Origin of the sequence: Kallipyga massiliensis ph2 (assembly GCF_000311985.1) — a bacterium.
GTDB lineage: Bacteria > Bacillota > Clostridia > Tissierellales > Peptoniphilaceae > Kallipyga > Kallipyga massiliensis.
In genome coordinates, this window is the sequence record NZ_HE978585.1 from 444,873 (window position 1) to 469,396 (window position 24,524).

A 24,524-nucleotide genomic window follows, 5' to 3' on the forward strand; every position below is an offset into this window, starting at 1 on the left:
GGTTCCTCCTCCTTCCAGAGTCTAGAAAAAGTTAAAAATACATACACCCTATCCTACCACGATTTACCGGGCGCAAGCGACAAATTTGTTGGTGGGCATGTCCGCCCGATCCCGGTCCAGATCGGCATAGTCATAGCCATAGAGGGCGGCGAAATCCACTGACTTGGAGCCGAATCGGGACCGGATGGCGAAGAGGGCCCGGCTCAGGTCCTCTTTTTTCTCATGGGCAGGGTAGTCCGGAAAGAAAGCCCTTTGGACGGCCTTGGGCTGGGGGAGGAGGCGGGAGGCCCGGAGGGTCATGGCCCGGACCCGGTGCTTCCAGAACCAGAAGCCGTCGAAGATGTCCAGGGCCCGGTCGGCCAGGTCCTGGGCGTTTTGGGTGGGATAGGGGAGGGGGAGGTCATCGCCCATTTGAAAGAGAGTATTGTCTCGGACGGAGAGGGAGAGGCGGCTGGCAGAGAGGCCGGCGGAAAGGAGCTTGCCCTCCACTTCCTTGGCCAGGCGGCGGAGGGAGAGGGCCACCTCATCCCGGTTGACCAGGTCCCTCCGGAAGGTGGTCCCACAGCCCAGGGACTTAATGGGAGGGCGAAAATCATAGGGAGCTACGGGAGTCCTGTCCCGGCCGTTAGCCGCCAGCCAGAGCCGATAGCCGTTGATGCCCAGGAGCTTGCGGATGAATTCGGGGTCCGACCGGGCCAGGTCACCGATGGTGTGGATGCCGAAGCGGGCCAGCTTTCTTGTCGTTTGGGGACCACAGAAGAGGAGGTCGGAGGTAGGTAGGGGCCAGGCGACTTCCTTATAATTACTCCGGTCAATCCGGGTCTGGGCATCCGGCTTCTTATAGTCGGAGCCCAACTTAGCGAAAAACTTATTGTCGGAAATCCCCACGGAGATGGTCACCTCCAGTTCATCTCGGAAGCGCCGGCGGAGGGTCCGGGCCAGGGTCTCCCCATCCCCGAAGAGGCGGTCAGTCCCGGTCACATCCAACCAGCACTCGTCCATCCCGAAGGCTTCCACCCGGTTGGTGTAGTCCAGGTAAATGTGGTGGGCCATCTTGGAGTAGGCCAAATAGAGGGAGAAGTCGGCGGGAACCAGGAGGAGACCCGGACATTTCTGTTGGGCTTCCCAGATGGCCTCCCCGGTCTTGACCCCTTGGATCTTGGCTTCCTGGGACTTGGCCAGGATGATCCCGTTTCGGGCTTCCACCGATCCACAGACGGCCATGGCCTTTCCCCGGAGGGCGGGATTGCGGGCTTGTTCAATCGAAGCGTAGCAGGCATTCATGTCGGCATGGAGGATGGTGGGGGACATGAGCTGACTCCTTTCTCATAAATAAGAAGATGAACTTCCTGTTTATGAGAAATTATAGGAAGAATGACTTCGCTTGTCAAGAGAAAAAGGAAGATATTTTTCGGATTTTGTTGAAAAAAGAAAAGATTTTCTTCTGTTTTCATGTATAATGGAAGGAGCAATGATCGGGTAAATGAAAAACTAGGGGGATGTATGAAGTTTGCGGATAAGGTAAAGGACCTGCGGAAGAAGGCGGGCTGGACCCAGAAGGACCTGGCCGACCAATTGGGGGTAACGGTCCGGACGGTGGGGTCTTATGAGACGGGCCAGTCCTACCCCAAGAGTCGGCAGATTTATGATAAGATGGCCAAGATTTTCGCGGTGGACCGGAACTATCTTCTTATGGAAGAGGTTGAGGAAGGCCGGGGAGGGGGTATGGCCCCTGACCCGGGGATGGCGGAAGCCCAGGACCTGGTCCGGCGGGCCTCGGCCATGTTTGCCGGCGGGAGTTTGACGGAAGAGGATAAGGATGCGGTCATGCGGGCCCTCCAGGATGCCTATTGGGAGGGACGAAAAGAGGGGTAGGATGGAGATTGAGAGACGGGTAGAGTCTTTAAAGGAAGAATTTCGGACGGAGGATCCGGAGGAACTGGCCCGGGGGCTGGGGGTCTCCATCTACGAACGGTCCGACTTCAGCCAGCTCCTGGGGATGTTTGCCGTTGTCGACCGGAGACCCTGCATCTTCCTCAACGCCAATATGGGAGAGAGGGACCGGCGGATCGTCCTGGCCCATGAGCTGGGCCATGCCGTCCTCCACCAATCAGAGGAGGGGATCTTGGACATGGTCCAATTCACCCTCTTTTCCACCAATTCCCGGTCGGAATATGAGGCGAATGTCTTTGCCGCCCATCTCCTCATGGATGATGGGGAGGTCCGGGACCACCTGAAGGAGGGGGTCGATGTCGTCAGCCTGGCCCAAACCCTCCAGGTGGACATCAACCTGCTTCTCATAAAACTGCATGAAATGGAAAAGAAGGGGATGGGGATGGACCTGCCGGACCTTCCCCCTTCGGACTTTTTGAAATATGGTCACCAATAGGGCGGGACATGGTCCGGCCCTGGATGAGAAAAATAGAAAAGAGGATAGTATGATCGACTTTCAATTATATGGACAGGGTGGAGCCAAGGTGTTTTTCCTCCGCCCGGGAGACAAGGCGGAAGGAAGCCTCGGTGCTTACCTGGACAGGCTGGATTTTGAGGGAAAGAAGGGGGAGATGGTCTACCTCCCCTCTCCGGAAGGGGCCGGCCAGGTCGCCCTGGGTTTAGGGGAGAAGGACCTGACCCTGGACGACCTTCGGGAGATCTTCTTTGACCTGGGCAAGTTGGTCCGGGAGAAGAAAGAGGGTGTAGTGGAAGTGACTATGCCTGACCTGGGCCTCTGCCACCGGAAGACCTTGATGGCGGTCTATGAGGGCCTCCGTCAAGGGGACTACCGCTTCTCCAAGAAAACCGACAAGAAGGACGATGAGGTCCGGTTGGTCGTCAACTACACTCCTGCCGGGGGAAAGGAAGACAAGCTTAGGGATGGTTTGGCCCGGATCCGGGATATGATGGATGGGGTTTTCTTTGCCCGGGACCTGGTCAATGAGCGGGCCAATGTCATTTATCCCGAAAGCCTGGCCCGTCTGGCCAAGGAAAAGCTGGAGTCGGTGGGGGTCAAGGTGACGGTCTATGAGGAAGAGGCCATCCGGGACCTGGGGATGGAGGCCTACCTGGCGGTTGCCCGTGGGGCAGCCAACCGTCCCCGACTCATCGTCATGGAGCTGGCCAACAGCGATGGCCCAAAGACGGCCCTGGTGGGCAAGGGCCTGACCTATGACAGCGGGGGCTATTGCGTGAAATCGCCTGCCGGTATGGCCACCATGCACTCGGACATGGGCGGGGCCGGGTCGGTCATCGGGACCATGTACGCCCTGGGTAAGTCCAAGGCCAAGTGCAATGTGGTGGGCCTGGTCGCGGCCTGCGAGAATATGATCTCCGGGACCGCATACAAGACGGGGGACATCATCGACTCCATGAAGGGCTTGACCATCGAGGTGGTCAATACGGATGCCGAGGGCCGGTTGACCCTGGCGGACGCCGTTCACTACGCCTCCAACGACCTTGGGGCAGACCGGGTAATCGACCTGGCCACCTTGACCGGGGCGGTCCTCAGCGCTCTAGGCGAGGAGTACACCGGGGCCGTGACCAATGCACCGGACTTCTATGAGGAATTCCAGGAGGCTGCTGACCTGGCCGGGGAGAAGGTCTGGGCCTTCCCCTATGACGACCTCTTCAAGAAGCTCAACGATTCCGACGTCGCCGACATCAAGAACTCCGCAGGTCGGGAAGCCGGATCCGTCACCGCCGGCCTCTTTGTCGGGGCCTTTGTCAAGGAAGACCTCCCCTGGATCCACCTGGACATCGCCGGGACCGCCTACCGGTCCAAGGCCCGGGGCTACTTGCCCGCCATGGCCACCGGCGTCCACGTCAAGACCCTCTACCAGCTCTTGAACCCCTTGGTTTCCTGCGATTAGTGAAAGAAAAAAGAGCCCCCTCCGGTCCCGCTAGCCTGCGGGATGGGAGGGGGCTTTTGTTTTGACTGGAAAGGATCCTAGATTTTTTTTCGGAGGAGAGAGCTGATGAGGAACAAGGGGAGACAGACGGCGGCAAAGAAGGAAGTGGAATATGCCGCATTAACCGCCACTTGTTCGAAGCGAGTCATATTTCCTTGAAGCTGGAGGAAGGTCAGGATGACCCCATCAATCAAGCTGATGAGGAAAAGGGCTGCCGCCATGCATGCTGCAATCTTGAAAAGATGATAGGAAAGATTGAGCTTAGTGTAGGGGTGCTTGATTTCCTGATAAATCGTTAAAAACTCATTCTTCAACATCACTATTACCTCCGATCTGTTGAATTGATCCTGTGTGATTGCCCGGATAGAAGAGAAGATAGAGGAACTCTCTCTATATAATTAGTATAGTTCTAAATTACAAAAAAAAGGATTTGATGAAAAAAAGAAATCATTGAGGAGATGATCAGAGAAGCGGGCTATTTTGCCACTGTCATACCGGCCCAACCGACGAAATTGGTGGAAAGAGGGGTATCCTCATACCGCTCTAAATGGCGAAATCATCAGGAAGAGGGGTATCGCCGTACCGCCCCAAATGGCGAAATCATCAGGAAGAGGGGTATCCTCATACCGCTCCAAACGGCGAAATCATCAGGAGGAGGGGTATTGCTGTACCGCTCCAAATGGCGAAATTCATCAGGAGGAGGGGTATTGCCATACCGCCCCAAATGACGAAATCATCAGGAAGAGGGGGAACTTTCCGGCCTGAGTCGCCTCATGACCCCACCTCGCCCTATGAGTCCCGCCTCATGAGCCTCCTACTTCAGCTTGACGAAGAGTTGGTTGGCGCCGTCTTTGGAGTTTTTCCGGGCTTCCAATTTGACGTTCTTCACCGTGGGGATAAAGGAGGCGAGTTTGGTATAGCCGTAGTTTCGGACGTCGAAGTCGGGATGGCGTTTGACCAGCTGGTTGCCCAGGTTGGCCAGGGAGATCATGCCTTCTTCATCGGAGTTTTCCTGGATGATGTTGTTGATGGACCGTTTGATGATGGAGATGGAGGTTCCGGCCTTGGACTTGGAGGACTTGCTGTGGGGCCGGTTGTTGGGTGAAGGGGATTTCCGGTTGCTGGAGGGTTTGGCGGTGGTCGGCTCTTCTTCTCGCTCCTCTTCCTCCTTGCCCTCACGGCTGGAGTCATAGAGGACGTCCAGGTATTTGAAGGAGTTGCAGGCGGCGATGAAGGCGGAGGGGGTTTTGGATTCTCCCATGCCGATGACGTGCATGCCGGATTCCCGGAGGCGGGAGGCAAGGCGGGTGAAGTCGGAGTCCGAGGAGACCAGGACAAAGCCGTCCACCGACATGGTGTAGAGGATGTCCATGGCGTCGATGATGAGGGCTGAGTCCGAGGCGTTCTTGCCGGAGGTGTAGGTGTATTGCTGGATGGGGGTGATGGAGGCATCCAGGAGGGTGGATTTCCAGCCGGAGTTTTCATTGGAGGTCCAGTCCCCATAGATCCTCCGGTAGGTGGTCAGCCCATAATTGGAGACCTCATCAAAGATGATCTGGATGTACTTGGGGGAGACATTTTCTGCGTCGATCAGGACCGCATAGCGTGCTTCATCATTCATACGACACTTCCTCTTCTAGTTTGGAGAAACGGTAGGAGATGAGGATCCCGGCCACCAACATGACCGCTCCGAAAGCCAGGGCCGGGAGGAAGGTCAGGCTGGCCTGGGCCAGGCCTTCTGCGGTGTAGGCGGGGAAGATGATGGCGGGGAAGATCCCCAGGGTGGATCCGATGACCATGCCGAGGACGGAATGGAAAATCTTGGAGTAGTTGTGGTCAAAGAGGTAGGTGGCGACCTTGGACAGGGCGAGGACACAGAGGACGATGCCCAGGGAGAAGGGGAGGATCATGGACAGGTCCAGGCCGGCCAGGGCCCCGGCCATCTTGTCATAGAGGCCGAAGTAGATCAGGAAGTTGGAGGGGGACATGCCGGGGATAATGAAGCCCAAGGCCACCACGGCGCCTGAGAAAAACCAGACCAGGGGAGAGGATTGGATCTTGGGGAAATTTCGTCCCAGGAACATGAGTCCAAAGATGATCATGGCCCAGACCACCATGAGGACCAGGTCGGTCGAGTCCCGTCCCTCCCTGCCGGCTTGCTTATATAAGGAAGGGAAGGTCCCGATGACGAAGCCGATGAAGAGGCAGACGAATTGGGCCGCATATTGGCCGAAGGCCTTCTCCACAAAGATGGAGAAGAGGAAGATGCCGGCCAGGCCGCCGATGCCGATAGGCATGAAGAAGCGGACATTGGCCAGGAAGTGGTCACGGATATTGGAGAGGAAGCGGATGGCGGGTTGGTAGACCCCGAAGATGACGGAGAGGACCCCGCCGGATAGGCCGGGGAGGATGCCCCCGATGCCAATCAAAATGCCCTTGACCAGGCGGATGACCCAGTTTTGCAGCCCGGGACCCGCATTGGGGGCTTGAATGAGATTTTTTGAAGATTCCATATATTGATATACCTCCTATGGTAAGCGGTTTTATTTTACCATAACCGTCGAGCTTGGGGATATTATGGGATTTTCGAGAAAGATCCTTGGGTTCATCGGACCTGACTTGGTAAAATAAGTCGTAAGAAAGATCTGGCTATCGAAAGCAAATGACATGAGGAGGAACCATGAGGATCATTCCACCGGACGCATTCCGTCGCTCAACCTGGTCGGGCGGCGAGACCACTGAGCTCACCATCTTCCCGGAAGGGGAGAACTTCAAGGACCGGACCTTCCTTTTTCGGATCTCATCCGCCAGCTTCACCGGGACAGAATCCGTCTTCTCGGACTTCACCGGCTACCAGCGCTACATCCTTCCCCTGGTCGGCAGCCTCTGGCTGGCCCACGCTGACCCCCAAGGCCACCCTCTCTACCGGCGGAACCTTGTTCCCTATGAGGTAGACTACTTTTCCGGCTCATGGACCACCCAATCCGGCAACAGCCTGGACTGCCGGGACTTCAACCTCATCGTCCGGGAAGACCTCCCTGCCCAGCTGGCTGTCCTTCGTCCGGGGGAGGCCTTTGTCCCCAAACGCCGGGGCCTCCTCTTTGCCTACTCCCCGGCTGACGCCTGCATACGCCTGGGCAGCCGGGATCCCCTGGACCTCCCTGCCGGCCATCTCGTCCTGGTGGAGGAAGAGGATGCCCTCTTTCTATTGGAAGTGGTGTCCGCCGAAAGCCCCCTTGTGGTGGGGGAGGTGGGGGTTGGGTGAAAAAGCTCAGAAAATCCTACTGGTTGAAAAGTAGAAACCCTGCTGGATGAAGCTTGAAAATCCTGCTGGTTGAAAAGTAGAAATCCTGCTGGATGAAGCTTGAAAATCCTGCTGGATGAATGGCAGGAGGTGCCAAGCCTATGGGATGCTGTCCGCTATGAGGTGGATCGGAGGGGTGAGTTGGGGCAATTTATCCTGACAGGATCATCTACGCCCACCCAGAAGGGAATTCTCCATAGTGGGGCGGGGAGAATTGGGTCCATTCGTATGCGACCCATGTCACTCTATGAATCCGGAGAGTCCAGCGGAGTCGTTTCACTCCAGGCGATCTGCCGGAAGGATTTCACAAACCATCTTGTTGAAGAAAGTAAAATAGAGGACCTCGCCCATTTTATTATTCGAGGAGGGTGGCCGGGTTCTTTGTCAGTAGCAAGGGAGGATGCCTATCAGGTCCCAAGAGAATATCTTCATCAGGTCATTAACCATGATATTTACCGTTTGGAAGGGGTTAACCGTGATACAAATAAAATGGAAGCCCTTCTGCGATCTTTGGCAAGAAATGAATCGACAACAGCTAGCATTCAAACACTGATTCGGGATATTAGCTTCCATGATGGAAATCCTATTAATAGAGAAACGGTAAGCAATTATTTAGCTCTTTTTGACCGTCTTTTCTTGATCGAAGACCAGAAAGCTTTCTCATCCAATATTCGCTCCTCTGTTCCCATAAAACAACAAGCCAAGCGACATTTTGTTGATCCTTCTCTTCCGGCGGCTTTACTAGGTGTCACCGAGGAAGCTTTGATTCAGGACCTCAACACCTTCGGTTTCCTTTTCGAATCTTTATGTGAACGAGACCTCCTTATTTATGCGGAATCTTTCGGAGGAAAGCTATTCCACTACCAGGATTATAAGGGGAATGAGATAGATGCGGTTATTTCCTTTGATGATGGTGATTGGGCTGCTTTTGAAATCAAGTTGGGGGCTGGACAGATTGATAAGGCGGCAAAGCATCTTTTGGCGATCAAGAAACAATTTGCCGAGGATGGGTTGAAAGGACCGGAAGTCCTTTGCGTCCTATGTGGCCTAAGCCATGCAGCTTATCAGAGGGAAGACGGGGTGTATGTGGTTCCCATCACTGCCCTGAGAGAATGAGGGATGGCTTTTTCTTTCTCCCTGTCTAATGATATAATTTTTATAGAAAGAAAACGCATTCACCATCATCCATTGTCCGAATCGATGTACTCAGCCCATTAGGGAGAAAGGAAGATCTCATGAAGCACATCCTCTCATTTTTCCTCGTTTGCGTCTTGGCACTGACGGCCTGCTCCGGCACGGCCCAGACACAGACCCAGGACCAGGTAGTAGCGGAGGTGGTCTCCACCATCAAGCAGGCAGATAGCCAGCCCGTCGGAATGAAGATGAAGGGCGAGATGGATCTGGGCCTAGCTCAATCGACTATGGACCTGACCGCCGATAAAGAAGCCAACACCCACATGAAGATGTCGGTGACCATGGCCATGCTGGGAATGACGAATGCCCAGGATGTGGAGTTCTATGTTTCGGGAGGTCATGGCTATGTCAAGCAGGAAGGAGGCGGCTGGCAGGAAACAGAGGGACTATCCAAAGAAACCCTGATGAAGAATACCATGCTGCCGGGTAAGGACCAGGTCAAGGAGCTGGAAGACCAACTGAAGAAGGCGAAAATGACGGAAAAGGACGGAGCCTATGTTTTTGATATGGAATTGGACTTCAAGGAATTTTCCAAATCCACCGGGGCTCAGAGCCAGCAGGCCCTTCCGGATGTCGAGAATGCCAAGCTTCCTGTCAAGATGACCATGAAATTTGACCAGAAAAGCTACCGTCTTATCGGCCTTTCTTTTGATGGGACAGAAGCCATGAAGGAACAGGTCACGGACTCCTTAGGCCTTTCTTCTGATGGGATGGACTCCATGGAAGGGATGGGCATGAGCCCGGATGATTACAAGATGGTCGGGAACTTCGACATCGAATACCAGGATGATAACTTCAAATTGGCGGTGCCGGAGGGAATCCCGGCCGCCCGGTAAATGAAAGATGAGGAGATAATATGACAAAGAAAAATCCCATTGTGACGATTGAAATGGAATCAGGCGGGACCATCCGGGCCGAGCTCTACCCGGACCTGGCCCCCAATACGGTCCGGAACTTCCTGGCCCTGGTGGCGGACGGATTTTACGATGGAACCATCTTCCACCGGGTCATCCCCGGCTTCATGATCCAGGGAGGTGACCCCGAGGGCACCGGCATGGGCGGCCCGGGCTATTCCATCCAAGGCGAATTTGCCTCCAACGGCATCCCCAACGACCTCAAGCATGACCGCGGCGTCCTCTCCATGGCCCGGTCCATGATGGCCGACTCCGCCGGCTCCCAGTTCTTCATTATGCACGCTCCGGCACCCCATCTCAATGGCGACTATGCCGCATTCGGCAAGGTCATTGAGGGCCTGGATGTCGTGGATGAGATCGCAAAGACACCGACCGGCTTCCAGGACCGTCCCCTCGAGGACCAGGTCATGAAGAAGGTGACCGCAGAAACCTTTGGGGAAAGCTACGATCCTCCGGAAAAGATGTAAAAACAATACAGCCCCCAGGTCCACTTTCGCTTAGGCAAATCCTTCGGATTTGCAATGCGCTCAAGCTGGACCTGGGGGCTTTTTGGTTGGTGGGGGTAGTGGGATTGGGCAGGGGAAGCTGGCCCCCTCATTCGGCGGAATGCGGGAACAAGGGGGCCAAGTGGAGCCCTCTTATCTGGCGGAATTGGGGGAAAGGGGGGCTATGGTGAGCCGCCTCATTCGGCGAAATGCGGGGAAAAGGGGGCCATGCGGGGCCGCCTTATTCGGCGAAATGCGAAGAAAAGGGGGCCATGGTGAGCCCCCTTGTTCGGCGAAATGCAGTAGAAAGGGGGCCATGGTGGGCCGCCTTATCCGGCGGAATGCGGGAACAAGGGGGCCATGGTAAGCCTCCTCATTCGGCAAAATGCAGGAACAAGGGGGCCAAGCGGAGCCTCCTCATTCGCCGAAATCGTGGGAAGGGGGGCCGCCGCCCTATGAGCCCCCACAAAAAAGCCCCCGGTCGCCAAGAGGCGGTCAGGGGCTTTTTTTCTTTAATTCTTGCGTGGCATCAGCGCCGGCGGCGCATCCGCCTTGTTTCAACTACATCTCGATGTCGACGACCTTTTCGACGGCGTTCAGGAGGTCGTCGTTGACCAGGAGGTCGGTCATCTTTTCCAGCTCGTCATACATCTGGATGTCTTTGTCGTGGGCGATGAAGTCGAGTTTGGACCGGACAAGGTCGTAGGCGGCTTGGGTGCCTTTGCCCAGCTGGCCGTCGGTCATTTCCTTGCGGAAGTCGATGGCTTGGACGGCAGCCATGATTTCGGTGGCGACGACCCGGCGGGAGTTCTTGATGATCTCGCGAGCCTTGCGGGCGGCGATGGTTCCCATAGAGACGAAGTCTTCCTGGTTCTCGCATGAGGTGATGGAATCAACGGAGGCGGGGTGGGCCAGGACCTTGTTCTCGGAAACCAGGGCGGCACAGGCGTATTGGGTAATCATGAAGCCGGAGTTGAGGCCGGGGTGCTTGACCAGGAAGGAGGGGAAGTCGGAGAGCTGGGCATTGACCAGGCGCTCGACCCGGCGTTCGGAGACGTTGCCAAGCTCAGCGGCGCCGATGCCCAGGAAGTCGAAGGGCTGGGCCATGGGCTCCCCATGGAAGTTCCCGCCGGAGATGACTTCATCCTCAGAGATGATGATGGGGTTGTCGGTGGCCGCATTGACTTCGATGGCGACCTTGTCTGCTACATAATTGATGGTGTCTTTTGATGCGCCATGGATCTGGGGCATGCAGCGGAGGGTGTAGGCATCCTGGACCCGGATTTCGGCAGTGTGGGTCATGAAGGTGGAGCCCTCGGTCAGGGTCCGGATGTTCTTGGCGGTGGTCAGGTTGCCGGCATGGGGGCGGATGGTGTGGAGCTTCTCATAGAAAGCATCGATGATGCCGCGGTGGGCTTCCAGGGAGAGGGCACCGGCGATGTCGGCCAGCTTGGCCAGCTTGATGGCATCATAGGTGGCCAGGGCGCCGATGGCGGTCAGGACCGTGGTTCCGTTGATGAGGGCCAGGCCTTCCTTGGCCTCCAGGTGGATGACCTTGACGCCGGCCTTGTCCATGGCCTCCTGGCCGGACATGAGTTCGCCCTTATAGAAAGCACGGCCCAGGCCCAGCATGGGCAGGACCATGTGGGAGAGGGGGGCCAGGTCGCCGGATGCGCCGATGGAGCCTTTTTCAGGAACATGGGGGACGACGCCTTTGTTGAGCATATCGAGGAGGGTCTGGACGGTCTCCAGGCGGATGCCCGACACGCCCTTGACCAGGGAGTTAATCCGGATCAGCATGAGGGCGCGGACTTCTTCTTCGCTCAGGGGGTCGCCGTAGCCGGAGGAATGGGTCCGGATGAGGTTCTCCTGGAGCTGGGAGCAATCGTCCTTGTCGATGTGGACCTTGGCCAGGGAGCCGAAGCCGGTGGTGACACCGTAGACGACCCGCTCTTCCTCCACAATTTTGTCCACGATCTTCCGGGACTCTTTCACTTTTTCAATGTTCTCCGGGGCGATCTCCACCGGAGCCTTCTCACGTGCAACGGCAACGACCTCTTCCAGGGTCAGGTCTTCTCCATTTAGAATCACTTTTTCCATAAATATCCTCCTTATTGAGTCCCGGGACTCCTCTTTTCGCTGGGTTAGTCAGCATTCATCACAATTATTCTAAAACGTTTTCGTCCACAAACGGTCTATTGAGAGGCCTCATGGAAAAGAATCAGGAGAAAAGGGGGAGAAATGGCCTCATCGACCCGGCCGGTGGACCGTCAAAAGAATTTTCTTTTTTTGACGAAAATGACCCCCTATGACAAAATAGGGGAAAGAAGTCTTTCGCCTCATGATCCACTCCCCGGGCGACCTCCCGGAGGGATGGAGCGGGAAAAAAGAGGCGGTTTTTGAAAGGAGAAGGCCCATGGCCAAATTGGAAATCACCCTCTTCGGCATGCCCCAGGTCCGACTGGACGGGGAGGAAGTCTATTTTCCCTATGCCAAAATCAATGCCATGCTCTATTATTTAGCTGTCAAGCCGGTAGTGGGACGGGATGAGATTGCCGGCCTTCTCTGGCCGGAGGAGGATGAACGGATTGCCAAAAAGAACCTCCGCAATGCCATCTACCAGGCAAAAAAAAGCCTGGGGGCGGAATTCATCGACTCGCCTAAAAAGTCCCTCCTTTGTCTGGATTGGTCCCAAGACATCTCTTGTGATGCCCTGAAATTTGCCGATAATCCTGTGGACAATTTGGCCCTCTATGGGGGCGATTTTTTGGATGGATTTTATATCAAAGACAGCGAAGAATATGAATTCTGGACCATGAAGATGCGGGCCTTCTACCAGGAGAAATACATCGCTAACGCCTACCAGGTCCTGTCCGAGGCCATCGAGGCCGGACGCTTCGACCAGGTGGAAAAGCCCCTCCACACCCTGGTGGGGATGGATGAGTTTGATGAGCGCAATGTCCGCCTCCTCATGACTTTTTATGCAAAGACGGGCCGGCGGGGAAAGGTCATCGAGGCCTATTATAATCTGAAGAAACTCCTCCGGGATGAATTGGGCATCAGCCCGGACAATGATACCCGGGCCCTCTATGAGGAGGCAGTGGCTCAGGTCCGCCTGCCTGAAAAGGAAAAAGAGGACTTCTTCTATGGTCGCTACCCCGAGTTAGCCCAGGTGGGCGGGGCTATCCAAGCGTTGGCCAAGGGCCGGGGGGAGGGTCGGTCCATCCTCCTGGAAGGGGAGGCGGGGGTCGGCAAGACCGCCCTCATCCGCCGGGCCATGGAGGACCTCCCCCAAGGCGTCCTGACTACGGAAGTTATCGCCTATCAGGCGGAAACCCATTTTTCCCTTCGCCCCATGGAGGTCTTTTTGAGACGACTGGAGGACATCTTGTCCAGCCAGGGAGAGGAAATGAAGCGCAGTCAGGAGGTCCGGGACCTTTCCCGAACCATCCTCCTGGCCTTGGAACAAATCACCCAGAAGTCCCCCCTGGTGGTGGTTTTCGACGACCTCCACTGGATGGATGACCTCTCCGTCCAGGTCCTGACCGCCACCATCCTCCGGGCCAACCCCCGGGTCCTCTTCCTCCTCCTCTCCCGTCCCGCCTTCCGCCAGGACCTCCTGGACATGGCCTCCAGCCTGGTTAATGCGGGGAAGCTGACCCCTATTACCCTCAAGCGGTTCAACCGGAAGGAGTCCGAGGAATTTGTCCGCCAGGCCATGGGGAAGAAGCTGGAAAATAAGGTCATGGACAGGATCTATTGGGAGACCGAAGGATCCCCCTTCTTCCTCACGGAATACCTCCAGGTCATGAATACGCCGGATCGAGACCCCTTTATGACCCCCAAAATCAAGGATGCCATCCGGGCCCGCTTCGCCTTCCTCAGCCCCCAGGAGCGGAAGCTCATCGACCTCATTTCCTATTTCTATGATGAGGCCCCCCTGTCCGTCCTCTCCCAGTTGACCGGCCTGTCGGACCTGGACCTGATTGGAATGCTGGAGGGACTAAAAAGGACCAACCTCCTGGTGGAAAAGGTCCACCAGGAGGATGTGGGGATTGCCTTCACCCACATTAAACTCCGTGAGTACATCTACCAGGACCAATCCCCCGCCAAGCGTCAGGCCATCCACCAGCGGATTGGGCAGATTTTGGAGGAGGGCATCGAAAAAGGAGGGACGGGCTATATCTATTCCAAGCTGGTCTACCACTTCCGTGGGGCCAAGGACCCCTTCAAGAGCCTGGAATATGAGCTGGAAACTCTGAACTACTACCTGAATTTTTCGCATGAGCTCTTCCCGGTTCTGACCAACCAGCGGGAGGATGACCGCGAGGGGGTCTACATCCCCCGGGATCGGGCCAAGTCCTCCTTCGCCCATTTGGAAGCCCAGTTCTCTGACCTCCGTGGCCCGGATGAAAAGGAAATCCACCGCCTCCTCATGATCTTTTACTACATCAAGGGCCGCTACCTCATCCACGATGGCCTCTATGAGGAGGGAATCCAGGACATCCGCCGAGTCATCGACCTGGCCCGGGAGCTGGGGGACCAGGTCTTCATCCTGGAATCCTACAAGCAGGTCATCTTCTACCACATCCAGACCAACCAGGCCCAGGGGATGGAAAAGTATATCCGGGGAGGCCTGGACCTGGCCCGGTCCCTGGAGGATAAGGAAGAAGAGGGGATCCTCCTCCGCCTCCAAGGCCTATATTATATGATGGTTGGCGACAACGATCAGGCCCGGACCCACCTGGAGGCCTCCCTCCAAATCTTCCAAGACCGGGACTTCCTGGGTAGCCGGTATGCGGTCAACATCGCCGCCGCCCACAACTACCTAGGCGAAATCTTCTTCCAGGAAGGCAAGTACCGGGAAGCTTTGTCCGAATACGACCGGGCCATCGGCCTTTCCGAAGAGAAGAAGGCCTCATCCGCCATGTCCGTCTTCTACATCAACAAGGGTAAGACCCTCTATGCCCTGGGTCAGGTGGACCTGGCCGGCGAGGAATTCGCCATGGCCTACCAGCTCTATGGCCTCTTCGACTCCTTCTGGAAGCGGCCCGTCCTCGAAGCCTACCTGGCCCTCTGCTATTTCGACACCGGGGATATGGAAGCCGCCGCCAAATTCCTCAGCCGGGCCGGCGAAAACCGGGCCTCCCTCAAGGACCCCCGGGCCGACGGGACTGTCGCCTTTGCCTGGGTCCACATCCTGGAAACCACCGGCTCCTCCTCCCTCGACCCGGCCCTGGCTGCCCTCCAAAACCAAGACCTCACCAGCTACCGGACCCGGGCCCTGGCCGGCCTGGATCCCAACCGGGATGCTTTCGAGAGAGGTCGGTTGTAGGGGGTGGGGCATACTCGTGTCATGCGGCAGTCCTGTGTCATTGCACAGCAAGCGAAATCGTTGTTTTATGAGGAAAGTTGGGACAACAAAAGACAAAAATTTACCTCATGGGTAAATTATGAAATTGACAAAATCACCTCTTCATGTTATATTAAATTTACCTTATAGGTAAACTTTGAAAAGGGGTGACGGTTTGGTAATCACGTATAAATACAAAAAGATTGAAAAGATTTGTACGGATGCCAAATTAGCGGAAAAAGCTTATGGTACAAACATGGCCCGAAAGATCCATCAGCGTATCGATGAAATCACAGCAGCCGATTCCGTTGAGATGATGATAGAGTATCGAATTGGACGATGTCATCCTTTGACACAAAATAGGAAGGGTCAGTATGCAGTAGATTTGGTTCATCCCTATCGATTGGTTTTTGAAAAGATTAATGAAGAAATCCAAATTGCCCATATCTTGGAGATTGTTGATTATCACTGAATGAAGAGTCCGGAAAAGGAGGTGGCATGATGGTAAGAAGTCATACTTATATTGCAACGCCTCCCGGGGCGACAATAAAGGAACAATTGAATGATAGAGGAATGAGCCAGAAAGAGTTTGCCGCCAGGATGGACATGTCGGAGAAACATATCAGCAGGTTGATTAATGGCGAAGTGCAGTTAACACCGGAAACTGCGGTGAGATTGGAAATGGTGCTGGGCATTCCGGCTCGGTTTTGGAATAATCTGGAAGCTATTTTCAGGGAGAAGGTGATAAAAGCAGAAGCTGAAAATAGCATGGATGAAGATGCTGAACTAGCGAAGAAATTCCCTTACAAAGAAATGGCAGATAAGGGATGGGTCCCAGCGACAAAAAATATTTATGAAAGAGTATTTTATCTCAGAAAATTCTTTGAGGTTATCAGACTTTCGCTCATTGGCAAAGATCAGATTACAAGAATAGCCTGTAGAAGGTTGAAGATCACCCAGAAAAGCGATCTCGCACTGATGGCATGGACCCAAGAGGTGAAGATCAAAGCACGCGAAATTCCAACAGATCCAATTACCATCAAAGGTTTGAAGGCTGCAGTGCCTAAAATTCGGAAGATGAGTTTGCTTGAACCAGAGGACTTTTGCCCACAATTGAAAGAATGTCTTGCAGACTGCGGCATCGCACTCGTTTTTCTTCCTCATCTGAAAGGATCCTTTTTGCAAGGAGCTTCCTTTATAGATGGAAATAAAATTGTTGTAGGCCTGACAGCGAGAGGGAAGGATGCCGATCGTTTCTGGTTTAGCCTTTTCCATGAGCTCGGACATATCATTCTTGGCCATACTGGCCTGGTTAACGGTACATCGGAGGAGGATGAAAAAGCGGCAGATCAATGGGCTAGTGATGTCCTAATTAGTAAAGAAGCCTTCGAAGATTTCAGGAATCAAGGGGATTACTCTGCCCAAAGCGTTAAGCACTTTGCCGAGAATCAGGGAATCGCTCCTGGAATTGTTGTTGGAAGAATGCAGCAGGAGCGGATGATAAAGCATAGCATGTTGAACTCCTTAAAAGATAAGTACCTCATCTCCTATACATCTTGAAGCTAAAGCACGGCAGAGCCATATGGAGCCTCCTTATCTGGTGAAACCGGAGAAAAGGGGGGCTCCCCCTGCGTCCCGCCTTTATGAGTTCCGCCAAAAAAGCCCTGCCCCTGTCGGCATATTTCCGACAGAGGCAGGACTCTTGTTTTCCCCGGCTTCCCAAGCTTCCCGGGCTCCCAGGCCACCTGGCTCCGGGCCGCCCGGGCTTCCCATCGCCTAGGCAATGGCTTCTTCTACTGCCTGGATGATGGGGCGGGTCTCTTCTTCGACCTTGGCCAGGATGGTGGCCATGGAGGATTTTTTCTCTTCGACGTAGGCCTGGTCTTTAATGGAACCCAGGTTGATCTTGACGTTATAGAATGCGCCGACGACGGCCATGCGGAGGTTGTGGACGCCGAGGCCCAGGTCGGTGATGGCGTTGGTGTTGCCCTTTTCCAGAAGGATGGGGGCATATTTGGTAAGTTCAGCGGCCTTGGTCCCTACGCCATAGGGGACGTTGGCGGCATTTTTGTATTCGGCCTGGATTTTTTCCCGGCGGGCCTGTTTCTCTTCGTCGGTATCCTTGGGCATGCGGAAGGCGGCCATGACGCCGTTGAAGGAGTTGGCATCATTGTCCACTTCTTCCAGGAAGTGGTCCTGGAGAGCGTGGAGTTCGTTGGCCATTTCCTCCATTTCCTCTTTCACGTCGGTGTATTTGGGCGACTGGGCGGTGAGCTCGGCTACCATGGCGAAGAGGGCGGCGGATTGGGCAGCGGCCAGGGCGGCTACCGAACCGCCACCGGGGGCGGGGGAGTTGGACCCCAGTTCCTGGACGAAATCGGTCAGGGTCAGATGACGCAGTTCCATGGTCCCTCCTATTCTTCGATCAGGAGAGTTTCGATGACCTGGTCGGCCCGGAGGTCATGGCATTGGAGATAGTAGGAAGCGGTGTCGATCAGGGCCTGGAGGGGGACCATGCCGATGAGTTCGGTTTCGCCCACGGTCACACCATAGCGTTTGGCCTCGTACTTGATCATCTCCAGGGCCTGGTAGATGGCGGACTTTCGGTAGTCAACCAGGTTCATGGAGACCTGGACCATGCCCTTATCTTCCAGGGAGAGGCCGATGCCCTTGACCTTGGCCAGGCCGCCGCCGATGTGGCGGACCTTGCGGGCGATGGCATCGGCAATTTCGAACTTATCCGTGTTGAGGTTGACGTTGAAGGCGACCAGGTGGAAGCGGGCGCCCACCGCGGTGCAGCCGGATTTGGCATTCATCTCATGGGGGCCGTAGTCCGGCTCCCAGCCGTCTTCCTTGATCTTCTCGAAGAAGCCCTCATACTGCCCCTTCCGGACCTTGGCCAGGTTCTTGCGGGACTTGGACGTCGCTGCATCCTCATAGAGGTAGACCGGGATGCCCAGGTCGCCGATGGCCTTGCCCACCTTGTTGGCGTAGTCCACACACTCTTCGGTGGTGGTTTCGGTGATGGGGATAAAGGGAACGACATCGACCGCTCCCATCCGAGGATGGCCACCTTCATGCTTGGTCATATCGATGACCTCCTGGGCCACCTTGACCGATTCGATCACGCAGTCAATGACCGCATCCGGGTCCCCGATAACCTCTACCACTGTTCGGTTGTGGTCCTTGTCGGGCTGGTAGTCCACCAGTTTGACATTTTCCTTGGCCCGGAAGCACTCGACAATCTTGTCCACCTTTTCCAGATCCCGACCCTCGGAATAGTTCGGGATGCACATGACACGCTTCATGGTTCCTCCTTATACGCTATGGTTTGGGCACTGGGCCCATTTCTCATTCTCATTCATCCTCACTCTAGCAGGGGGCAATCTACCCACCGTCTAAAAGCGGGTTGGTCAGCCATTTTTTGCAAAAAAATGCCCCCGAAACCGGAAGGCCGAGGGCATTTTGGTCCGTTTATCGACGGGTTTACTTCTTATCCGACGTCAAGGACAAATTGATAAACCAAGGGGCTTGGTCCTCGCCGGTTCCACTGAGAGCGAGCCTGCTGCCGTCCTTGAGCGTGTAGACGACCACATAAAGTCCGGATCCTCCCTTCTCATGGGGAAGGTGGTCAAAGTCCGACCAGGTGACATGGTCCCCGCCGACCTGGCCTAGATAGCGAATGACATCCTCCTTGGTTTGGATGGACTTGGGCTCGATTTTTCCCTCCTTTTCCTGTGGCTGGATGGAGGCCTTTTCCAGGTTGAGGGAAATATCCCGGGGAGGCTGGTCCATGGAATCTCCGCTGAAATGCAGTGTACTGCCGTCTTTCAACTGGTAGGTGATCGTATGGCCCTCGGCGTCTTCCTTTTCGTGGGGGAGGTGGTCAAAATCCGACCAGGTAATATTTTTTTCGCCCTTTTGATCGAAATACTGGAGGAACTGGGCGGCGGTGGTCACATCTTGGCTCTTGATCGGGGCCTGCCGGAAAAAGTGAAAGTAGGCAATAACGGCAATGAGGATCAGGATGCCCACAAGAATCCGACGTCTTTTTTTATCCTTCATAGTGATTACTCCTTCTTATAGGTATGGTTTGGGCCCTGGGCCCATTTCTGATTCTCATTCACCTTCACTCTAGCAAGGAGCAATCTACCCACCGTCTAAAAGCGACCTAGCCAGCTATTCTTTGCAATAAAAATGCCCCCGAAACCGGAAGTCGGGGACATTTTGGTCTGTTTCTTGACGGATTTACTTCTTATCCGGAGTCAAGGACAAATTGATAAACCAAGGAGCTTGGTCCTCTCCGGGGCCACTTAGACTGAGCATGCTGCCGTCCTTGAGCGTGTAGATGACCATATAAAGTCCCGATGCTCCCTCCTCAGGGGGTAAATGGGGTAAGTGGTCAAAGTCCGACCAGGTAACATGGTCCCCGCCGACCTGGCCCACATAGCGAATGACATCTTCCCTGGTTTGAATGGACTTGGGCTCGATTTTCCCCTCCTTGTCCTGTGGCTGGATGGAAGCCTTTTCCAGGTTGAGCGATATCCACCGGGGAGGCTGATCCAAAGAATCTCCGCTGAAAAGCAGTTCACAACCGTCCTTTAACCGGTAGGTGACCGTATGGCCTTCGTCGGCGTCATCCTTTTCATGAGGAAGGTGGTCAAAGTCCGACCAGCTAACAGTCCGGGTTCCATTTTGATCCAAGTATTGCAAAAAGTCAGGCCCGGTTTTCACATCTCGGCTATTGATTTGGCCTTGACGGAAGAAGACCAAGTAAAGCAACAAGACAACAAGGACAAGGACGGGGAGAATTATTTTGTATTTCTTTGCGTTCATAAGATCACACTCGACTTTCATTTTCAAAGAAAATAAACTAATGTTTTATGAAAAAATATCCATAAAATATATTGTAGTTTAAGGATCCATAATTACGGTTTGCTTTTCTAGGATTTATAATTTGCTTACCAGAAGCATCTGTCCTTGTAATCGCAGTGGATCCCCTTTTATGGCTCCAATATCCATCAGAATCTTGACGATACCAGTGATAATCTTTCTTCTTCCCTATTTCTGTCGCTATTACTAATGCAACCTTATATTCATTTTTTCCAGGCTTTTGATTTTCTGAAGCAGAACGTAAGCCTTTAACACCTGATAAATATGGGACATCTCGTTTAGCCGCTTCCAGAATTGCTTTGCCTGTGCAGGAAGTAAACTTTCTACCGGAAGCATACCCTGGCTGTTGAGTTGCAGGGTTTTTGCCAGCTAAATAATTTAGAGCATAAGTATAACAGTTCGCTCTGTCTTTATAACTGTTCCAGTATTGAGGATTATATTTTAGTTCATAGCCAGAGAGAGGCAATATTTTGTTTCCCGGGTCTTGTGGGTTCACTCCAAATGTAGTGATTGAACCAGATGTGAATATATCTGCTTCGTCAGGAAAAATAAAATGGAGGTCTAATGGATTAAAATACTTATTATTTTTTTCATAAGAATAACCATCTAACTCGGATGGTCTATAGTTTACGTATTGTTGCTCTTCCGAAGGTAAAGAATCAAACCAACGAAGCCAATCTTTTGTGTCTTCGCTTATTTTACTAGAATTTAATATATAAGGTATATCATTTCTTGTAGGTTGGTTATCTTTTGCCAAAGCGAGAGAGTTAATAGAGATAAAAACGATCGCTACCATTAGAATAGAGATAATTCGTAATGCTTTTTTCATAATGATCTTCTTTCATAAATAAAAGATAGATTGAATAAAATATCAATCCTTTTGATCGATTATTAGGGGTTGAATAAAAAGCACTTTAACTTGGATTGCGCTTTAGAAAAAGAATAACCTCCTTTCTGAAAAGGAACCTATTTCGTATTAATAGGAAACGTTCTACTTATTTTAATTATTATTATACCATTAAAGTGAGAAGAGAATACTCTTATTTGTCTCACATTATTACAAATGTTTATCATCAAATTATTAGCCATTTACTATTGTTCCATGGCCTCGGGGAACATCTCCATATATCGGGCTTCAGACCCGCTTCCGTCAATGATTTCTTCAATAATTTGTCCGTCCTTTAGCCAGAGGATGTCCTGGGTCATCTTGTCCACTTCACTCAGGGTGTGGCTGGAGATGAGGATGGTGGTTCCCGCTTGAACCAGGTCTTTAAGAAGGCGGCGAACCTTGACAATGGCCGCCGGATCCAGACCGTTGAGGGGCTCATCCAGGATCATGAGTTTGGGCTTATTGAGCATAGCCAGGGCTAAGAGGAGGTGCTGTTTCATACCCAGGGAATAGTCGCCGACCTTCTTGTTCATATAGCTTTCAATATCCAGAGCATCCACCACTTCTTTCACCCGATCCGGATCCAGTTTTTGAGCCTTTTGAATAAAGAAGAGGTGGTCGTAGCCGGTCAGGTAGTCGTAGAGGACACGGTTGTCCTTGAGAAAGGAGCAGGAATAGAAGATCTTGGGGTCTGTGTTCTTTAACCCGACCACCTCAATCGTTCCTGAGCTTGGAGAGATAATGTTGGAGATGCAATTAAAGAGGGTGGACTTCCCGGCTCCGTTGGGTCCAACCAAGGCATAGATGCCGGGTTTATCCAGGGTTAGGGTAATGCCCTTGAGGACCTCATGTTTTCCATAGGACTTCTTTAGATCCTTAATTTGTAAAATGGCCATGATTAACTCCGATCTTTTCATTCATTATCTTTGTGTTGAACCAATACGTGTCCAACCAGGCCAAGGACCACCCCCCAAACCAAAAGGACGACCATCACCAGGGGAGGACTGGCCAGGGGGAGATCCCGCAGGATAGAAAGACTATTGTCGGCCACCAGGGAAACTTCCAGGTAGGGGAAGGGGGTCAGGGCCCGAAGGCTTGCCGGAAGGAAACGGCACAGGACATAACCGGACAATAAGAGGGCCGCCGTGGCAAAGATGAGGTTGTTTTTCTTCCGAATAAAGAGGGAAAGGAAGGTGGCCAGGGCAGAGATGAAGAAACTGACCAAAAAGAGGGTGACCATAGTCCGCCCTACAAAACCGGCAACGCTAATAAAGCGGTAACCCCCATTCTCATAGAAGGCCACAGGATAGTTATAACTCCCAAAGCCTTCACAGATCCCGCCCAGAAGGACCTGAAAACCGAAGAAGACGGCAATGACAAAAACGGAGATCAGGGCATGGGCAAGGATTTTCATCCAGTGGATAGTTTCTCTCCGGTAACCGGACGTGTACATGAGTTCGATTTGCCGCCCTCCCTCCCGGTCTGTCGTATAACCGGTCATGACCATAAGGAGGACTAAAGCCAGACAAAGAAGGCCGGAATGCTCGTTGATTAACAACTCATAGGGAAAGAAAAACCCGTCCGCCTCGTTCTTTGAGGTTCGCAGGACATATTCATCCCGGGCTTTCGGACTCTCGAAGTGGTCGTAGGGAGAAATCGAGATGACGTCTTCGCCAACAAGCGGTTTTGCCCCTCTTTTCCCGGCTTCACGGTAGATGTCCTGGGTAAAGCTAAGGCTGGTGCCGGGGTAGTTCATCTTTCGAAACGTGTGATCATACCAATCCACCTCTTTCTGGGCCCGCCGGCTAAGAGCGTCATAATAGGCCGCACTATCATTATTTTTAAAGCTATCACTAAGGGATTGATATAGCTTCAATTTCTCTTCCTGCTCCCGGTAGATGGTCTCATAGCTTTCTAAGAGGGTTTGGTAATAGGACTTGATTTCCTCGGTCCACTCCTTGACCGGAATATAGCCCTCTTTTTCATTACCATAGAGGTGGTTCATGGTGTCCGGATCTTGTATGTAGTCCAGCTCTTTTTTTGCGTCCTCAGCCTCCTCTTGGTACATATGAAGAAAGCCCTCGTCTCCCAATTGGTTTTGGCGAACGTCACGAGCCAGCTGTAAGCGGGGAATGAATAAAATGACCAAAACCACAAGGCTGCCGATGAAAAAAGTTCGGAATCCCTGGCTATCGACAATCTTCAGGGTCTCCATCTTTAAAAGAGACATGGACCGTTTCCGCCCGGCCTTCCTTCCTTCAATAACCTCCACCTTGGGCAGGCAAGAGAGGGCAAAAAGCAGGAGGGAATAGCCGATGAAAACCAAAGAAAAGAGGGGAGAGGAGGGAGGAAAGAGTTCTACCTGAACCATTCCCCCGGGGGAGGTCCACATCCATTCCTCCCCCAGTAAACGCAGGACGACCTTTCCGGCAAAGAGGGGGTTGGCACTGTTTTGGAAAAGCGGAAGGTGTTGGGTCAAGACAAAGAGTCCGGCAAATAAGGTCAGGGAAAGAGCCAAAGCCTTTTGGCTGTGAAAACGGGTGGAGAAGAAAAGGGAGAGCATGGACCAAAACAGGGCAAGGGAGAGAAAACTGACCAGGGAAAGAAGGAGGACCTCCCAGCCGTAATAGAAAAGGGGTGACGAGGAAAGATTGGATAAGCTGGCCGGGTCCATGATCCGGTAGAGGGCTTGTCCACCTGCTAGGGGCAGACCAAGGAAGGAGAGGATGAGGAAGGAAAAAAGGCCCAGAAAAAGGAGGTAGAGGACCAGGTCGAGGAGGATGACCAGGGCCTTTGCCAGGATGACTCTAGCCTTTGCCAGAGGCTGGGTGTAGAGAAAATGAATGGTCTCGTTTTCTCTTTCCTCGGCATAGAAACCGGAGTAGAGAAGGACAAAAAAGAGAAAGACGGGAAGACCCAGCAAGACCGGTGAGCGATGGATAAAGGCTTCGACCATATTCTCGCCTAGGGGATGAACGTTGGTGTAGGGGTCATCTTCATCGAGGCGGAGGAGTTCCTGATTCTTGAACACTTGCCACTTTAAGTTTTGCCTTTGCTCGTCGAAATGATCGGATGCAAATTCTCGAAAGATGTCGGAATGGGACCGGATAAATTCCTGGTTAAATTCTGCAGAATGAAGGATATACTTCAAATATTTCCGCCGACTTTCTCGATATTCGGGAGAATTGGGCGACAATTTTTCCAGGTTATCGATATCTACATGGGGAGTGTTCGATTGGATGGAATCGATTGCTTCCTTTTCATTATATTCTGTGATGATGTCTTGAATTTTCTTATTGTTGGAATCAGGAAAATAACTATAAATAGAGAACCAGTCGGCCTCTTCGCGTTCTTCAACAAATCCTGAAAGGGAGTCGGGCCGGAGAAGATAGGCATAAACACAGAGGAGGAGGGAAAAAAGGAGAATGATCCAGGGCTTTTTTTGCCGAAAATGCTTCTTGATTTCGAAAGTAAACATGATTTCTCCTTAAGAGTGAAAGAGGCTTCCTGAAAGGGGAAGCCATTAAGAAAACGTTTATCTAGTTGTTATTTTATTACGATGTCACCAAGATGTCAATGTATATTTG

The 24,524-nt window shown here is 53.1% G+C and carries 22 protein-coding genes; 10 read left to right on the forward strand and 12 right to left on the reverse strand.

Annotated elements, in window-relative coordinates:
- Positions 1-63: 63 nt before the first annotated feature.
- Complete coding sequence (locus HGKM_RS01965; protein WP_019133646.1) at positions 64-1,311, reverse strand: DNA polymerase Y family protein; 1,248 nt, start codon at positions 1,309-1,311, stop codon at positions 64-66.
- 192 nt (positions 1,312-1,503) lie between these two features.
- Between HGKM_RS01965 and HGKM_RS01970 the strand changes: the two genes are divergently transcribed.
- Genes HGKM_RS01970 through HGKM_RS01980 form a run of 3 tightly spaced genes read left to right on the forward strand, consistent with a single transcriptional unit; the run spans position 1,504 to position 3,866 of the window.
- Positions 1,504-1,875 (forward strand): helix-turn-helix transcriptional regulator, encoded by a 372-nt coding sequence (locus tag HGKM_RS01970; RefSeq protein ID WP_019133648.1) that lies wholly within the window; start codon positions 1,504-1,506, stop codon positions 1,873-1,875.
- Position 1,876: 1 nt separating this feature from the next.
- Positions 1,877-2,389: an ImmA/IrrE family metallo-endopeptidase gene (locus HGKM_RS01975; protein WP_019133649.1), complete on the forward strand. Its 513-nt coding sequence runs from the start codon at positions 1,877-1,879 to the stop codon at positions 2,387-2,389.
- A gap of 52 nt (positions 2,390-2,441) precedes the next feature.
- On the forward strand, positions 2,442-3,866 hold the full coding sequence (locus HGKM_RS01980; RefSeq protein ID WP_425357649.1) for a leucyl aminopeptidase: 1,425 nt from the start codon (positions 2,442-2,444) through the stop codon (positions 3,864-3,866).
- A 77-nt stretch (positions 3,867-3,943) separates the two neighbouring features.
- On the opposite strand, the gene HGKM_RS01985 is transcribed toward HGKM_RS01980, so the two are convergent.
- The 3 genes from HGKM_RS01985 to HGKM_RS01995 all read right to left on the reverse strand — a co-directional run bounded on the left by HGKM_RS01985 (position 3,944) and on the right by HGKM_RS01995 (position 6,418).
- Positions 3,944-4,225 (reverse strand): hypothetical protein, encoded by a 282-nt coding sequence (locus HGKM_RS01985; RefSeq protein WP_154645899.1) that lies wholly within the window; start codon positions 4,223-4,225, stop codon positions 3,944-3,946.
- 494 nt (positions 4,226-4,719) lie between these two features.
- Entirely contained in the window at positions 4,720-5,526 is an 807-nt protein-coding gene (locus tag HGKM_RS01990) for an NYN domain-containing protein (protein ID WP_019133652.1), read from the reverse strand.
- Complete coding sequence (locus HGKM_RS01995; RefSeq protein WP_019133653.1) at positions 5,519-6,418, reverse strand: DUF368 domain-containing protein; 900 nt, start codon at positions 6,416-6,418, stop codon at positions 5,519-5,521. Before HGKM_RS01995 ends, HGKM_RS01990 begins: the two co-directional genes overlap by 8 nt.
- Positions 6,419-6,585: 167 nt before the next feature.
- On the opposite strand from HGKM_RS01995, the gene HGKM_RS02000 reads away from it, so the two are divergent.
- The 4 genes from HGKM_RS02000 to HGKM_RS02015 all read left to right on the forward strand — a co-directional run bounded on the left by HGKM_RS02000 (position 6,586) and on the right by HGKM_RS02015 (position 9,784).
- Positions 6,586-7,170 carry a HutD/Ves family protein gene (locus HGKM_RS02000; protein WP_019133654.1) on the forward strand — a complete coding sequence of 195 codons (585 nt, stop codon included), beginning with the start codon at positions 6,586-6,588 and terminating at the stop codon, positions 7,168-7,170.
- A gap of 99 nt (positions 7,171-7,269) precedes the next feature.
- Positions 7,270-8,325 carry an ATP-binding protein gene (locus HGKM_RS02005; RefSeq protein ID WP_019133655.1) on the forward strand — a complete coding sequence of 352 codons (1,056 nt, stop codon included), beginning with the start codon at positions 7,270-7,272 and terminating at the stop codon, positions 8,323-8,325.
- 119 nt (positions 8,326-8,444) lie between these two features.
- Positions 8,445-9,239: a DUF6612 family protein gene (locus HGKM_RS02010; protein WP_019133656.1), complete on the forward strand. Its 795-nt coding sequence runs from the start codon at positions 8,445-8,447 to the stop codon at positions 9,237-9,239.
- Between the two features lie 20 nt (positions 9,240-9,259).
- Positions 9,260-9,784: a peptidylprolyl isomerase gene (locus HGKM_RS02015; RefSeq protein WP_019133657.1), complete on the forward strand. Its 525-nt coding sequence runs from the start codon at positions 9,260-9,262 to the stop codon at positions 9,782-9,784.
- A 579-nt stretch (positions 9,785-10,363) separates the two neighbouring features.
- Here HGKM_RS02015 and hutH read toward each other — a convergent pair.
- Positions 10,364-11,902 carry a histidine ammonia-lyase gene (hutH, locus tag HGKM_RS02025; protein ID WP_019133659.1) on the reverse strand — a complete coding sequence of 513 codons (1,539 nt, stop codon included), beginning with the start codon at positions 11,900-11,902 and terminating at the stop codon, positions 10,364-10,366.
- 316 nt (positions 11,903-12,218) lie between these two features.
- On the opposite strand from hutH, the gene HGKM_RS02030 reads away from it, so the two are divergent.
- The 3 genes from HGKM_RS02030 to HGKM_RS02040 all read left to right on the forward strand — a co-directional run bounded on the left by HGKM_RS02030 (position 12,219) and on the right by HGKM_RS02040 (position 16,715).
- Positions 12,219-15,137: an ATP-binding protein gene (locus HGKM_RS02030; RefSeq protein ID WP_034579289.1), complete on the forward strand. Its 2,919-nt coding sequence runs from the start codon at positions 12,219-12,221 to the stop codon at positions 15,135-15,137.
- A gap of 193 nt (positions 15,138-15,330) precedes the next feature.
- The gene (locus tag HGKM_RS02035; protein WP_019133662.1) at positions 15,331-15,627 is read left to right on the forward strand and encodes a type II toxin-antitoxin system RelE/ParE family toxin; all 297 of its coding nucleotides are present in this window, start codon (positions 15,331-15,333) and stop codon (positions 15,625-15,627) included.
- 29 nt (positions 15,628-15,656) lie between these two features.
- Positions 15,657-16,715, forward strand: coding sequence for a HigA family addiction module antitoxin (locus HGKM_RS02040; RefSeq protein ID WP_034579292.1), 1,059 nt, complete (start codon positions 15,657-15,659; stop codon positions 16,713-16,715).
- A gap of 216 nt (positions 16,716-16,931) precedes the next feature.
- Here the strand turns inward: HGKM_RS02040 and HGKM_RS02050 are convergent, their stop codons facing one another.
- From HGKM_RS02050 to HGKM_RS02080, 7 genes are all read right to left on the reverse strand, one after another.
- Positions 16,932-17,561: a cyclodeaminase/cyclohydrolase family protein gene (locus HGKM_RS02050; protein WP_019133665.1), complete on the reverse strand. Its 630-nt coding sequence runs from the start codon at positions 17,559-17,561 to the stop codon at positions 16,932-16,934.
- 8 nt (positions 17,562-17,569) lie between these two features.
- Positions 17,570-18,463 carry a glutamate formimidoyltransferase gene (ftcD, locus tag HGKM_RS02055; RefSeq protein ID WP_019133666.1) on the reverse strand — a complete coding sequence of 298 codons (894 nt, stop codon included), beginning with the start codon at positions 18,461-18,463 and terminating at the stop codon, positions 17,570-17,572.
- Between the two features lie 178 nt (positions 18,464-18,641).
- Positions 18,642-19,220 carry a hypothetical protein gene (locus HGKM_RS02060; RefSeq protein ID WP_019133667.1) on the reverse strand — a complete coding sequence of 193 codons (579 nt, stop codon included), beginning with the start codon at positions 19,218-19,220 and terminating at the stop codon, positions 18,642-18,644.
- A gap of 183 nt (positions 19,221-19,403) precedes the next feature.
- Entirely contained in the window at positions 19,404-19,991 is a 588-nt protein-coding gene (locus HGKM_RS02065; RefSeq protein WP_019133668.1) for a hypothetical protein, read from the reverse strand.
- Positions 19,992-20,028: 37 nt separating this feature from the next.
- Positions 20,029-20,877 carry a hypothetical protein gene (locus HGKM_RS08160; RefSeq protein ID WP_019133669.1) on the reverse strand — a complete coding sequence of 283 codons (849 nt, stop codon included), beginning with the start codon at positions 20,875-20,877 and terminating at the stop codon, positions 20,029-20,031.
- 263 nt (positions 20,878-21,140) lie between these two features.
- The gene (locus HGKM_RS02075; RefSeq protein ID WP_019133670.1) at positions 21,141-21,833 is read right to left on the reverse strand and encodes an ABC transporter ATP-binding protein; all 693 of its coding nucleotides are present in this window, start codon (positions 21,831-21,833) and stop codon (positions 21,141-21,143) included.
- A 17-nt stretch (positions 21,834-21,850) separates the two neighbouring features.
- The gene (locus HGKM_RS02080; protein WP_019133671.1) at positions 21,851-24,415 is read right to left on the reverse strand and encodes an ABC transporter permease subunit; all 2,565 of its coding nucleotides are present in this window, start codon (positions 24,413-24,415) and stop codon (positions 21,851-21,853) included.
- Positions 24,416-24,524: the final 109 nt, after the last annotated feature.